Source organism: Bacillus sp. AL-1R (genome assembly GCF_052180195.1).
In the GTDB taxonomy this organism is placed as follows: Bacteria; Bacillota; Bacilli; order Bacillales; family Bacillaceae_G; genus Gottfriedia.
Window position 1 is genome coordinate 4,270,617 of record NZ_CP197469.1, and the last position, 13,043, is coordinate 4,283,659.

Annotated in this window: 7 protein-coding genes, 9 tRNA genes and 3 rRNA genes; 1 reads left to right on the forward strand and 18 read right to left on the reverse strand. The window is 40.6% G+C overall.

The window, feature by feature from the left end:
- Nucleotides 1–212 precede the first annotated feature (212 nt).
- The 17 genes from glmM to ACSBO6_RS20400 form a co-directional block, all read right to left on the reverse strand.
- Nucleotides 213–1,556, reverse strand: coding sequence for a phosphoglucosamine mutase (glmM, locus tag ACSBO6_RS20320; protein WP_098846249.1), 1,344 nt, complete (start codon nt 1,554–1,556; stop codon nt 213–215).
- Between the two features lie 13 nt (nt 1,557–1,569).
- Nucleotides 1,570–2,865: a CdaR family protein gene (locus ACSBO6_RS20325; RefSeq protein WP_498843941.1), complete on the reverse strand. Its 1,296-nt coding sequence runs from the start codon at nt 2,863–2,865 to the stop codon at nt 1,570–1,572.
- Nucleotides 2,858–3,676: a diadenylate cyclase CdaA gene (gene cdaA, locus ACSBO6_RS20330; protein ID WP_098846247.1), complete on the reverse strand. Its 819-nt coding sequence runs from the start codon at nt 3,674–3,676 to the stop codon at nt 2,858–2,860. The genes ACSBO6_RS20325 and cdaA overlap by 8 nt, the downstream gene beginning before the upstream one ends.
- Before the next feature lie 332 nt (nt 3,677–4,008).
- Complete coding sequence (gene rocF, locus ACSBO6_RS20335) at nt 4,009–4,908, reverse strand: arginase (RefSeq protein ID WP_098846246.1); 900 nt, start codon at nt 4,906–4,908, stop codon at nt 4,009–4,011.
- 240 nt (nt 4,909–5,148) lie between these two features.
- Nucleotides 5,149–5,224, reverse strand: a tRNA-Ala gene (locus tag ACSBO6_RS20340).
- A gap of 20 nt (nt 5,225–5,244) precedes the next feature.
- A tRNA-Gly gene (locus ACSBO6_RS20345) sits at nt 5,245–5,319 on the reverse strand.
- A 16-nt stretch (nt 5,320–5,335) separates the two neighbouring features.
- Nucleotides 5,336–5,408: transfer RNA gene (locus tag ACSBO6_RS20350), tRNA-Lys, on the reverse strand.
- Nucleotides 5,409–5,435: 27 nt separating this feature from the next.
- Nucleotides 5,436–5,510 (reverse strand) — tRNA-Gln (locus ACSBO6_RS20355).
- Nucleotides 5,511–5,518: 8 nt separating this feature from the next.
- Nucleotides 5,519–5,603 (reverse strand) — tRNA-Tyr (locus ACSBO6_RS20360).
- Between the two features lie 18 nt (nt 5,604–5,621).
- Nucleotides 5,622–5,697: transfer RNA gene (locus tag ACSBO6_RS20365), tRNA-Val, on the reverse strand.
- Nucleotides 5,698–5,706: 9 nt separating this feature from the next.
- Nucleotides 5,707–5,781 (reverse strand) — tRNA-Glu (locus ACSBO6_RS20370).
- 16 nt (nt 5,782–5,797) lie between these two features.
- Nucleotides 5,798–5,870 (reverse strand) — tRNA-Thr (locus ACSBO6_RS20375).
- 13 nt (nt 5,871–5,883) lie between these two features.
- Nucleotides 5,884–5,958: transfer RNA gene (locus ACSBO6_RS20380), tRNA-Asn, on the reverse strand.
- A gap of 11 nt (nt 5,959–5,969) precedes the next feature.
- Nucleotides 5,970–6,085: ribosomal RNA gene (gene rrf / locus ACSBO6_RS20385) — 5S ribosomal RNA — on the reverse strand.
- A 120-nt stretch (nt 6,086–6,205) separates the two neighbouring features.
- Nucleotides 6,206–9,143, reverse strand: a 23S ribosomal RNA gene (locus tag ACSBO6_RS20390).
- A gap of 153 nt (nt 9,144–9,296) precedes the next feature.
- Nucleotides 9,297–10,847, reverse strand: a 16S ribosomal RNA gene (locus tag ACSBO6_RS20395).
- The 16S, 23S and 5S rRNA genes sit together here with 9 tRNA genes alongside, the layout of an rRNA operon.
- A gap of 345 nt (nt 10,848–11,192) precedes the next feature.
- Nucleotides 11,193–11,369 carry a hypothetical protein gene (locus ACSBO6_RS20400; protein ID WP_180233024.1) on the reverse strand — a complete coding sequence of 59 codons (177 nt, stop codon included), beginning with the start codon at nt 11,367–11,369 and terminating at the stop codon, nt 11,193–11,195.
- A 159-nt stretch (nt 11,370–11,528) separates the two neighbouring features.
- Between ACSBO6_RS20400 and pdaB the strand changes: the two genes are divergently transcribed.
- Nucleotides 11,529–12,296: a polysaccharide deacetylase family sporulation protein PdaB gene (gene pdaB / locus ACSBO6_RS20405; protein ID WP_098848428.1), complete on the forward strand. Its 768-nt coding sequence runs from the start codon at nt 11,529–11,531 to the stop codon at nt 12,294–12,296.
- Between the two features lie 21 nt (nt 12,297–12,317).
- Here pdaB and ACSBO6_RS20410 read toward each other — a convergent pair whose 3' ends face one another.
- Nucleotides 12,318–12,905, reverse strand: coding sequence for a KinB-signaling pathway activation protein (locus ACSBO6_RS20410; protein WP_498843942.1), 588 nt, complete (start codon nt 12,903–12,905; stop codon nt 12,318–12,320).
- Between the last annotated feature and the right edge of the window lie 138 nt (nt 12,906–13,043).

The window sequence follows — 13,043 nt, forward strand, 5'->3', positions numbered from 1 at the left end:
ATTCACGTCTAGTGTAGTTCTGGCGCTTTTTTAATACTTTATTATTTCTATACTCCTTTCCTGTTAGGAAAACAATAAAACAACTATACTATACTGTATTAAAAATGGTCAACAAGAATATGATGAAAAAAAATATAGAATAGCTGTATATAACAAAAATATGCATAGACTTACACAAAAGTGCTCATCAATGCATATTTTTTTAATTTATTTTATTCGCCAACTTCTTCTTTTACAACAGCAACAATACGTTCTACATATTGTTTACATTCTGCCTCAGAAGGAGCCTCAGCCATTACACGAATAAGAGGCTCAGTACCAGAAGGACGAACTAAAATACGACCATTGCCGTTCATTTCTTCCTCTACTTCTGAAATGGTTGCTTTAATGCGCTCGTTATTTAGTGCTTCATTTTTATCTGTAACGCGAACATTAATTAATAATTGTGGATACTTTTTCATTTCTCCAGCTAATTGTGATAAAGTTTTACCTGATTCTTTAACAATGCTTACAAGCTGAATAGCACTTAACATGCCGTCACCAGTCGTAATATGATCTAAAAAGATGATGTGTCCAGATTGCTCGCCGCCAAGATTGAAACCATTTTTTCTCATCTCTTCCATTACGTAACGGTCCCCAACACCTGTAACTGCACTTTTCATCCCATTCATTTCTACTGCTTTATAGAAGCCTAAGTTACTCATAACAGTTGATACGATTGTATTTTGTTTTAAACGGCCTTTTTCATTTAAGTATTTTGCACAAATATACATTATTTGGTCACCGTCAACGATTTCACCATTTTCATCAATTGCAATTAGACGATCTCCGTCTCCATCAAATGATAAACCGATGTCAGCACCTTTTTCTTTTACAAGAGCTGCTAAAGCTTCTGGGTGTGTAGAACCTACACCATCATTTATATTAAATCCATTAGGATTCGTTCCCATTGTAACAATATCTGCTTCTAAATCTGCGAATAAATATGGCGCTAATGAAGAAGTGGCACCGTGTGCACAATCTAGAGCTACTAATAGACCTGAGAAATCTTCATCAATTGTATTTTTCAGGAATTGTAGGTATTTTTGCCCACCTTCAAAATAATCACTAACTTGACATAAATCATTTCCAGTTGGTCTTGGTAGACGATCTACTTCTGCATCCATTAGTTCTTCAATTTCATCTTCTTGCTCATCCAACAATTTAAAACCGTCTGGACCAAAAAACTTAATCCCATTATCTGCAACAGGATTATGTGAAGCTGAAATCATAACACCAGCTTGTGCTCCAAGAGCTCTTGTTAAATAGGCAACACCTGGAGTAGAAATTACACCTAATCTCATAACTTCAGCACCAATTGATAATAAACCTGCAACTAGTGCTCCTTCAAGCATATGTCCTGAAACACGTGTGTCACGCCCAACAATAATTTTAGGTTTGACATTATTTTTTGTTAAAACATAACCGCCACAGCGTCCAATTTTATATGCTAATTCAGGAGTTAACTCTTTGTTTGCAACTCCTCGTACACCATCTGTACCAAAATATTTACCCATTTTAACTCTCCTTCTAATTCGATGACTGTCCTACATCGCCTGAATTCTCATTTTCATTTTCATCAGCTTGAGCAGATTTTTTATCAGTAATTTCAATCGTTATTGTATCAAACTCTAAACTATATTTAACTCCCTTTGGACCGGTAATAGTAAGCGCTACATCTCTGGTTCCTGGATCCAGTCCATTCACTTTTGCAGTAATGTTCAAGTCACTTGGATCAATTGCATCCAAGTCTTCTTTAAATCCTTTAGCTGTAACTTCTACTTTACCTAAAGAGGGCTTTATAAACTTATACTCATATTGATTATTTTCACCCACTAATTTAATAGGGATATTACTAAATTTCTTTTCTATTTCTTCATCAAAATTTACGTCTACATTAATCGTGCTTGATTCAACTCTAAATGCTCCATTTGGAGTAGGTACATTAACTTCATATGTGCCACTTTTATCAAATGAAGATACGTCTACTGGCACTACTATAGGTCCACTAAACTTGTCCAACCAATCTTTAGATGCATAAATTCTAAGTGAATCAACTTTACTAGTAAGACTACTTAGCTTTAAACCATCCTTAAGTGTTCCTGTTTGCACTAACTTAATCGGGAAGCTAGCACTTTCGGAAACAATTGGGACAGTTACTTCAACTTTTCTTGGATTTGTAGCAAACGGAAGTTGAACACCTTTTTTATTGAATAATTTAACAGGTAACACCTGACTAAATGTCTGATTTGCATCAGTAACATCCACACCAACGCTTGCATATGACACTTGTGATACTTCATCTCTGGATCCTACTATTGTAACTAAACCTGGTTTAACAATAGCATTCTCTGCTTTATATCCATGTTTAATCTCTTTTTCATTTAAATAAGCAACTTTAACTGAAACTGATTTTTCAATTTTTTCATTAATTGTGACCCTAACTGTTCTTGGTTTAATCGTTGCTTTTATTTTATCTGAAATATTTCTAATTTTTAAAGGAACTTCATATGTACCTAAAGCGTAAGAAGTTAGATCCAAATACACTTCGAAATCCTTCTTCATTTCAGCAGATTTTACAATACTATTAGGTCCATCTAATTGCACAGAAACATCTTTTGGAACACCAGTTACAATTAGATTGCGCTGATCATAAATAGGTGTTACTGGTACTTCTTTTACTAATTCTTTATTATTAACAAACGGTATGTCTCCTAATCCCGAAGTACTTGATTGTGGAACAAGATTGACAGACATAAAAAGTAATAATGTTACTAATAAAGCGATCCCTCTTAAAATCCAACGATTATCCATAAAGTTATCCATTACGCTTCACCTTCCAATTCCATTTAGATGTAGTGGACTCTTCTGGTGATTTCAGCTCAGTATTTAATAAATTTATAAGCTCGTCTTTTGATAATTCTCTGTATAGATTTCCATTCCTCGCTACTGAAACCGCACCTGTTTCCTCGGAAACTACAATTGTAATACTGTCAGTAACTTCACTAATACCAACTGCAGCTCGATGCCTCGTTCCTAATTCCTTTGAAATAAATGCACTCTCAGACAAAGGTAAATAACAGGCTGCTGCCGTAATCTTTTCACCTTGTATAATTACCGCCCCGTCATGTAAAGGTGTATTTGGAATAAAAATATTAATCAATAATTCTGATGATAAATTAGCATTCATTCTAATACCGGACTCTATATAGTCACCCATACCTGTTTGTCTCTCAAATGAAATAAGTGCACCGATTCTTCGTTTAGCCATGTATTCAGTGGCTTTTGCAATATTCTCAACAATATCATTTCGGTCATTAAACCCGTTACCTGTTGTTCTAGAGAAGAATCGACCACGTCCAAGTTGTTCTAGTGCTCTCCTTAATTCTGGTTGAAAGATAATAATAACCGCTAAGAATCCCCATGTTAGTGCTTGATCCATTAAAAATTGTAAAGTATGCAGTCCAAATAGGCTACTTAATACTTTTACGACAATAATGATTGTGACACCCTTTAAAAGTTGGACAGCCTTCGTCCCTTGAATAATGATAATTAATCTATATATAACAAACCAAACTATTAGTATATCTAATCCATTCTGTAAATACTGTAAAAAATTTATATTTAAAGAAGGCATCTTTTACCCTCCAAATTCTATAGAATAAAACTGTATCTTGAGTATTATACCATATTTTTGCAATACACAAAATTTATGAGTTATTAAATATATTAACAATACTTTAACGTCTATTTTAGTTAGATTAAACATCATTACAGTACTATTTACGTTGACTCTCTATAATAATAGAAGGAATGACCTAAATTTTTATGTGATTTTGAAGTTTTCTCAATGACAATTCTTCAAAGTTTATTGATAAAAAAAGAAGCTAGCACATGCTAGCTTCAGTAGATGAAAAAAAGGATTTCAACTAAACGACTTAAATTTACTCTCTTAAAGTGAATTTTATTTTATAGTAACTTTTCTCCTAATAATGAGCCGATCAATGCAACAGCTACGATAGCTGTTCTATTTCTTTCATCTAATATTGGATTAACTTCTACGAATTCAATTGAAGTAATAATATCAGCATCAGATAACATTTCCATCGCTAAATGACCTTCTCTATAAGTAATTCCTCCAGGAACAGGTGTACCAACTCCAGGAACGTGAATTGGATCTAGACCATCAAGATCTAATGATAAGTGTACACCATCACACTCTTTCAAGTGGTCAATGCTTTCTTCCATTACTTTCGTCATTCCTAATTTATCAATTTCATGCATTGTATAAACTTTAATTCCTAATTCTTTAATAATTGCTCTTTCGCCTTCATCAAGATCACGTGCTCCAATAATGATTACGTTCTCAGGTTTTACTTTAGGGAAGTAACCACCTATTTTCGTTAATAAATCGTGACCATGTCCTAAAGAAACAGCTAAAGACATACCATGAATATTACCAGAAGGAGATGTTTCAGCAGTATTTAAATCACCATGTGCATCAAACCAGATTAATCCTAAATTATTATAATGTTTTGATACACCTGCTAGTGTACCAATCGCAATACTATGATCTCCACCAAGTACTAGTGGCATTCTGTTTCTTTTAATAACTTCATCCACTTCTACTGCAAGCTTTTCACATGTTTCTTTTACTGATTTTAAGTTTTTTAAGTTATGTTCTGAATTATCTTCTTTAACTGGTGTACGTTCTACTAAGATGTCGCCTAAGTCTTCTACTTGATAAGACATTCTTTCAATACGTTCGTGTAGTTGTGCATATCTAATTGCACTTGGCCCCATGTCTACTCCACGTCTAGTTTGTCCTAAATCTAATGGTACCCCAATAATTGAAATATCTTTTAACATTTTTATTTCCCCCATCAACTAAATTCATAAAAGTAAACGCTTACTTTAGTTTGAAAAAATATAACTTTTCGACTATTAAAGTTATTAATTATATTAATAGTTTAAATCTTTTGAATCAAATGGGTCAACTCAACATTTTTTTGTATACATATGCATTTTTAGCTTTTAAATTGCTATATTATATGATTATATACAACAAAAAACCTTAGTCAAATGACTAAGGTTTAACTTTATGTATATTGGTGGAGCCTAGCGGGATCGAACCGCTGACCTCCTGCGTGCAAGGCAGGCGCTCTCCCAGCTGAGCTAAGGCCCCACTATTTAAGTATATGCGAATGGAGCGGAAGACGGGGCTCGAACCCGCGACCCCAACCTTGGCAAGGTTGTATTCTACCACTGAACTACTTCCGCACATAAAAAAAAAGAGTGAGCCATGAAGGATTCGAACCTTCGACCCTCTGATTAAAAGTCAGATGCTCTACCTACTGAGCTAATGGCTCGTAATAAATTACGATAAAATAAAAAAATGGCTGGGCTACCTGGATTCGAACCAGGGCATGACGGAATCAAAATCCGTTGCCTTACCGCTTGGCTATAGCCCAACAATAAATGGTGGAGGGGGACGGATTCGAACCGCCGAACCCACAGGGAGCGGATTTACAGTCCGCCGCGTTTAGCCACTTCGCTACCCCTCCGGTATTTATTAAATTAGATGGTGGAGGATGACGGGCTCGAACCGCCGACCCCCTGCTTGTAAGGCAGGTGCTCTCCCAGCTGAGCTAATCCTCCGTAATAAAATGGTGACCCGTACGGGACTCGAACCCGTGTTACCGCCGTGAAAGGGCGGTGTCTTAACCGCTTGACCAACGGGCCAGTACAACTTTTCCTAAGCTTCCAACCGGGCTCGAACCGGTGACCTCTTCCTTACCATGGAAGTACTCTGCCTGCTGAGCTATGGAAGCATTAAGTTAAAAATGGCTCCGCAGGTAGGGTTCGAACCTACGACCACTCGGTTAACAGCCGAGTGCTCTACCACTGAGCTACTGCGGAATAATCTTAGAACCAAGCGACGTTCTACTCTCACAGGGGGAAACCCCCAACTACCATCGACGCTGAAGAGCTTAACTGCCGTGTTCGGTATGGGAACGGGTGTGACCTCTTCGCTATCATCACTTGATTCAATTTCTTAAGGACATTAATTATTATATCAAATTTCATTTTAAAGTCAATAACTTTTTTGAAGTTTTTATAATATTTTTTGTACCCTCAAAACTAGATAATGTCATCATCAAACTTGTTAGTTAAGTCCTCGACCGATTAGTATCAGTCAGCTCCACGTGTCACCACGCTTCCACCTCTGACCTATCAACCTGATCGTCTCTCAGGGGTCTTACTAGCTTAACGCTATGGGAAATCTCATCTTGAGGGGGGCTTCATGCTTAGATGCTTTCAGCACTTATCCCTTCCACACATAGCTACCCAGCCATGCTCTTGGCAGAACAACTGGTACACCAGCGGTGTGTCCATCCCGGTCCTCTCGTACTAAGGACAGCTCCTCTCAAATTTCCTGCGCCCACGACGGATAGGGACCGAACTGTCTCACGACGTTCTGAACCCAGCTCGCGTACCGCTTTAATGGGCGAACAGCCCAACCCTTGGGACCGACTACAGCCCCAGGATGCGATGAGCCGACATCGAGGTGCCAAACCTCCCCGTCGATGTGGACTCTTGGGGGAGATAAGCCTGTTATCCCCGGGGTAGCTTTTATCCGTTGAGCGATGGCCCTTCCATGCGGAACCACCGGATCACTAAGCCCGACTTTCGTCCCTGCTCGACTTGTAGGTCTCGCAGTCAAGCTCCCTTATGCCTTTACACTCTTCGAATGATTTCCAACCATTCTGAGGGAACCTTTGGGCGCCTCCGTTACTCTTTAGGAGGCGACCGCCCCAGTCAAACTGCCCACCTGACACTGTCTCCGAGCCGGATCACGGCTCTAGGTTAGAATTTCAATACAGCCAGGGTAGTATCCCACCGACGCCTCCACCGAAGCTAGCGCTCCGGCTTCTCAGGCTCCTACCTATCCTGTACAAGCTGTACCAAAATTCAATATCAAGCTGCAGTAAAGCTCCACGGGGTCTTTCCGTCCTGTCGCGGGTAACCTGCATCTTCACAGGTACTATAATTTCACCGAGTCTATGGTTGAGACAGTGCCCAAATCGTTACGCCTTTCGTGCGGGTCGGAACTTACCCGACAAGGAATTTCGCTACCTTAGGACCGTTATAGTTACGGCCGCCGTTTACTGGGGCTTCAATTCAGAGCTTCTCCCGTAAGGGATAACCCCTCCTCTTAACCTTCCAGCACCGGGCAGGCGTCAGCCCCTATACTTCGCCTTGCGGCTTCGCAGAGACCTGTGTTTTTGCTAAACAGTCGCTTGGGCCTTTTCACTGCGGCTCTCCCGGGCATACACCCAAAAGAGCACCCCTTCTCCCGAAGTTACGGGGTCATTTTGCCGAGTTCCTTAACCATAGTTCTCTCGCTCACCTTAGGATTCTCTCCTCGCCTACCTGTGTCGGTTTGCGGTACAGGCACCTATTTCCTCGCTAGAAGCTTTTCTTGGCAGCGTAGAATCAGGAACTTCGGTACTATATTTCCCTCGCCATCACAACTCAGCCTTACGATGTGCGGATTTGCCTACACATCAGCCTAATTGCTTGGACGCGCATATCCAGCAGCGCGCTTACCCTATCTTTCTGCGTCCCTCCATCGCTCAAACGGAAATGAGGTGGTACAGGAATATCAACCTGTTGTCCATCGCCTACGCCTGTCGGCCTCGGCTTAGGTCCTGACTAACCCTGGGAGGACGAGCCTTCCCCAGGAAACCTTAGGCATACGGTGGACGGGATTCTCACCCGTCTTTCGCTACTCATACCGGCATTCTCACTTCTAAGCGCTCCACCAGTCCTTACGATCTAGCTTCAACGCCCTTAGAACGCTCCCCTACCACTGATACCATACGGTATCAATCCGCAGCTTCGGTGATACGTTTAGCCCCGTTACATTTTCGGCGCAGAGTCACTCGACCAGTGAGCTATTACGCACTCTTTAAATGGTGGCTGCTTCTAAGCCAACATCCTGGTTGTCTAAGCAACTCCACATCCTTTTCCACTTAACGTATACTTTGGGACCTTAGCTGGCGGTCTGGGCTGTTTCCCTCTTGACCACGGATCTTATCACTCGTAGTCTGACTCCTATGGATAAGTCATTGGCATTCGGAGTTTGACTGAATTCGGTAACCCGTTGGGGGCCCCTAGTCCAATCAGTGCTCTACCTCCAAGACTCTAACACATAAGGCTAGCCCTAAAGCTATTTCGGGGAGAACCAGCTATCTCCGAGTTCGATTGGAATTTCTCCGCTACCCACACCTCATCCCCGCACTTTTCAACGTGCGTGGGTTCGGACCTCCATTCAGTGTTACCTGAACTTCATCCTGGACATGGGTAGATCACTCGGTTTCGGGTCTACGACCACGTACTAAATCGCCCTATTCAGACTCGCTTTCGCTGCGGCTCCGTCTCTTCAACTTAACCTTGCACGGGATCGTAACTCGCCGGTTCATTCTACAAAAGGCACGCCATCACTCGTTAACGAGCTCTGACTATTTGTAAGCACACGGTTTCAGGTTCTCTTTCACTCCCCTTCCGGGGTGCTTTTCACCTTTCCCTCACGGTACTGGTTCACTATCGGTCACTAGGTAGTATTTAGCCTTGGGAGATGGTCCTCCCAGATTCCGACGGAATTTCACGTGTTCCGCCGTACTCAGGATCCACTCAAGAGGGAACGAGGTTTCAACTACAGGGTTTTTACCTTCTTCGACGGACCTTTCCAGGTCGCTTCATTTACCCCGTTCCTTTGTAACTCCGTATAGAGTGTCCTACAACCCCAAGAGGCAAGCCTCTTGGTTTGGGCTATCTTCCTTTTCGCTCGCCGCTACTTGGGAAATCGCTATTGCTTTCTATTCCTCCAGGTACTTAGATGTTTCAGTTCCCTGGGTCTGTCCTCAGTACCCTATGTATTCAGGTAAAGATACTACTCCATTACGAGTAGTGGGTTCCCCCATTCGGAAATCTCCGGATCAAAGCTTACTTACAGCTCCCCGAAGCATATCGGTGTTAGTCCCGTCCTTCATCGACTCCTAGTGCCAAGGCATCCACCGTGCGCCCTTTCTAACTTAACTAATTTTAAAACTAATTGAATTAAACTTACGCAGTTTAATGAATGACATTATCTAGTTTTCAAGGTACAAATGTTGAGAATGAACTCTCAAAACTAAACAAAACAATGAAGAAACATTTCATACATGAACCATCGGTTCATGATGTCTCCATAGAAAGGAGGTGATCCAGCCGCACCTTCCGATACGGCTACCTTGTTACGACTTCACCCCAATCATCTGTCCCACCTTAGGCGGCTGGCCCCTAAAAGGTTACCCCACCGACTTCGGGTGTTACAAACTCTCGTGGTGTGACGGGCGGTGTGTACAAGGCCCGGGAACGTATTCACCGCGGCATGCTGATCCGCGATTACTAGTGATTCCGGCTTCATGTAGGCGAGTTGCAGCCTACAATCCGAACTGAGAATAGTTTTATGGGATTAGCTCCACCTCGCGGTCTTGCAACCCTTTGTACTATCCATTGTAGCACGTGTGTAGCCCAGGTCATAAGGGGCATGATGATTTGACGTCATCCCCACCTTCCTCCGGTTTGTCACCGGCAGTCACCTTAGAGTGCCCAACTGAATGCTGGCAACTAAGATCAAGGGTTGCGCTCGTTGCGGGACTTAACCCAACATCTCACGACACGAGCTGACGACAACCATGCACCACCTGTCACTCTGTCCCCGAAGGGAAAGCCCTATCTCTAGGGTTGTCAGAGGATGTCAAGACCTGGTAAGGTTCTTCGCGTTGCTTCGAATTAAACCACATGCTCCACCACTTGTGCGGGCCCCCGTCAATTCCTTTGAGTTTCAGTCTTGCGACCGTACTCCCCAGGCGGAGTGCTTAATGCGTTAACTTCAGCACTAAAGGGCGGAAACCCTCTAACACTTAGCACTCATCGTTTACGGCGTGGACTACCAGGGTATCTAATCCTGTTTGCTCCCCACGCTTTCGCGCCTCAGCGTCAGTTACAGACCAGAAAGTCGCCTTCGCCACTGGTGTTCCTCCAAATCTCTACGCATTTCACCGCTACACTTGGAATTCCACTTTCCTCTTCTGCACTCAAGTTTCCCAGTTTCCAATGACCCTCCCCGGTTGAGCCGGGGGCTTTCACATCAGACTTAAGAAACCGCCTGCGCGCGCTTTACGCCCAATAATTCCGGACAACGCTTGCCACCTACGTATTACCGCGGCTGCTGGCACGTAGTTAGCCGTGGCTTTCTGGTTAGGTACCGTCAAGGTGCCAGCTTATTCAACTAGCACTTGTTCTTCCCTAACAACAGAGCTTTACGACCCGAAGGCCTTCATCGCTCACGCGGCGTTGCTCCGTCAGACTTTCGTCCATTGCGGAAGATTCCCTACTGCTGCCTCCCGTAGGAGTCTGGGCCGTGTCTCAGTCCCAGTGTGGCCGATCACCCTCTCAGGTCGGCTACGCATCGTCGCCTTGGTGAGCCGTTACCTCACCAACTAGCTAATGCGCCGCGGGCCCATCTGTAAGTGATAGCTAAAGGCCATCTTTCAATCAAGGAACAGGAGTTCCTTAATGTCATCCGGTATTAGCTCCGGTTTCCCGAAGTTATCCCAGTCTTACAGGTAGGTTGCCCACGTGTTACTCACCCGTCCGCCGCTAACTAACGGGAGCAAGCTCCCATTAGTCCGCTCGACTTGCATGTATTAGGCACGCCGCCAGCGTTCGTCCTGAGCCAGGATCAAACTCTCCATAAAAGTTAAGTTTAAATCTTGTATTGCTCAAAAAACTAATAATTGACGTTTACTTCATGTTTTGTTTAGTTTTCAAAGTTCACTTCATCGCTCGCAAGCGACTTTTTAATATTATCATTTTACATCATAGCCTGTCAACACTTTTAAAAAATTTTTTTAATTTGTTGAATCAGTTTATGTTGTCGTTGAAGACAAGAAATAATATACCACGTATCCAAATATAACGTCAACACAAAAATTACTTTTTTTTAATCTTTTTTATGAATTAATTAAAAAAGCTCACATGATTGCGAAAGTAAACAGTAATAATGCTTATTACTCTCCATACATTCATTAAAGAGAATTTACCTATAGCGGTAATCTATTATACACGTCATATAAGATTTTCTTCTTTTGGACCATTTCATTTTTTACTCTTTCATTTAAATTATTTGCTGATAACTCTTTCTCTAATTCATATAGTGAGCGAATTATGAGCGATTCGATCTCTAATACATGCTCCTTTTTTAGAAGTATTCCAAACATAAACCCCACTCCATTGTACTTTCGAATACTGCAATTTTAAAAAGTCCCAATTTTATTGTGCTAATACTTAAAACATTTAATCTTTCTTTTTATAGCATACAAGCTTACTTAATCTCATATCCTTTATATAAGAACTTGGACAAGAAAGAAGGCGATTTTATGCTTTTTTACTTTTACATCACTTCAAAAAGAAAACTAAAGCAATTTTCTTTAATTACTATTATTGCATTTTTCACAGCTTGCTTAGTTTATATACAAGCACCTAAAACATTTTCAACTTTTTCTACAAACAAAGGGCCAATGGCTATTTACAAAGGTGATGCCACACAAAAAAATGTAGCTCTTACTTTTGATATAAGTTGGGGCGATGAAAATGTACTTAAAGTATTAGACGTATTACGAAATCAAAACATTACGAATGCAACTTTTTTCTTATCGGCATCATGGGCAGAGAGACATCCAGAAATTGTTGAAACGCTCGTTAAGCAAGGTCACGAAATTGGGACACTTGGATATCGTTATAAAAGCTACACCCAATTAACTCCAGTTGAAATGCAAAGAGATTTAAATCATTCGGCAGAAGTATTTAATCGTCTAGGCGTAAAAGACGTGAAGTTATTTAGACCCCCAAATGGAGAATATAATAAAGAAGTTATCAAGCTTGCTGCACGGAACAACCTTTCTGTCATTCATTGGAGCATTAATACTGAGGACTGGAGAAATCCTGGAACAAATAAAATTGTGAAAAGCGTAGAAGACAATACCGACCCGGGAGACATCATATTGCTTCATGCAAGTGATTCAGCACTTCAAACACCAAAAGCTTTGCCATTAATTTGGTCCTATTTAAAAGACGAAGGATATAAAAACATAACTGTTTCTCAAATGATATCTAATACTAAAACAAATATTAAAATTGTTAAATAAAAAAGCTAAGAGAAATTCCTCTTAGCTTTTTAGTATTTTGTGTAGAGTTAATAACTGATACGTATTACAAATAAATAATGGTACTAACATTAGAATTAACCACGAAAGATCATTCTGTCTTAATGCAGGAACCCATTCAACGATTGTAACGACAATCATAAAAAATAATGCTGGGATAAACGCCCCTTTGTTCGTTTCTTTCATTTTTATATAAGAAACAATCAAGCTACCTACAAAAAGCACTATTGGAAAAATTAAATAGACAGTAAAAGCTTCTCCATTCGCATACTCTTTAAATCGAAAATATGCTAAATCAAATAACGCTAATATAATTAATATTATTTGAACAGAATTCCATAATGATTTAAATAAGCCTAATCCGAATCTATGTATTGTCAAATATGCAAAGAATCCCATCTGACTTACTGCACTGAATACTAATCCCAATATAAATAAAAATGATACTTCAACTAGTATTTTAATAAATCTACCATCTTGAATGTAACTTAAATACTCCTTATACCCATAAAGAATACCCGTTATGATTGTTGCAATTCCACCAACTAGTAAAGTTGTAAAAAATAATCGAACCAATTTCCGACTCGTCATTCGTTTCTTAATCCCCCGTTTTCACAAAGCTTCTGCTTTTCTTCTAAAATTAACGATTCATATAAAACTTTATTAACTATTTAATCAATATAAATACCCTTATAATTTATTTCATGTCTAAATATTAGCAATGGCCAT

Coding starts and splice junctions, on each gene's coding strand:
- pdaB (WP_098848428.1), top strand. CDS start 11,529: ATGCTTTTTTACTTTTACATCACTTCAAAAAGAAAACTAAAGCAATTT.
- ACSBO6_RS20400 (WP_180233024.1), bottom strand. CDS start 11,369: ATGTTTGGAATACTTCTAAAAAAGGAGCATGTATTAGAGATCGAATCG.
- rocF (WP_098846246.1), bottom strand. CDS start 4,908: ATGTTAAAAGATATTTCAATTATTGGGGTACCATTAGATTTAGGACAA.
- ACSBO6_RS20325 (WP_498843941.1), bottom strand. CDS start 2,865: ATGGATAACTTTATGGATAATCGTTGGATTTTAAGAGGGATCGCTTTA.
- glmM (WP_098846249.1), bottom strand. CDS start 1,556: ATGGGTAAATATTTTGGTACAGATGGTGTACGAGGAGTTGCAAACAAA.
- cdaA (WP_098846247.1), bottom strand. CDS start 3,676: ATGCCTTCTTTAAATATAAATTTTTTACAGTATTTACAGAATGGATTA.
- ACSBO6_RS20410 (WP_498843942.1), bottom strand. CDS start 12,905: ATGACGAGTCGGAAATTGGTTCGATTATTTTTTACAACTTTACTAGTT.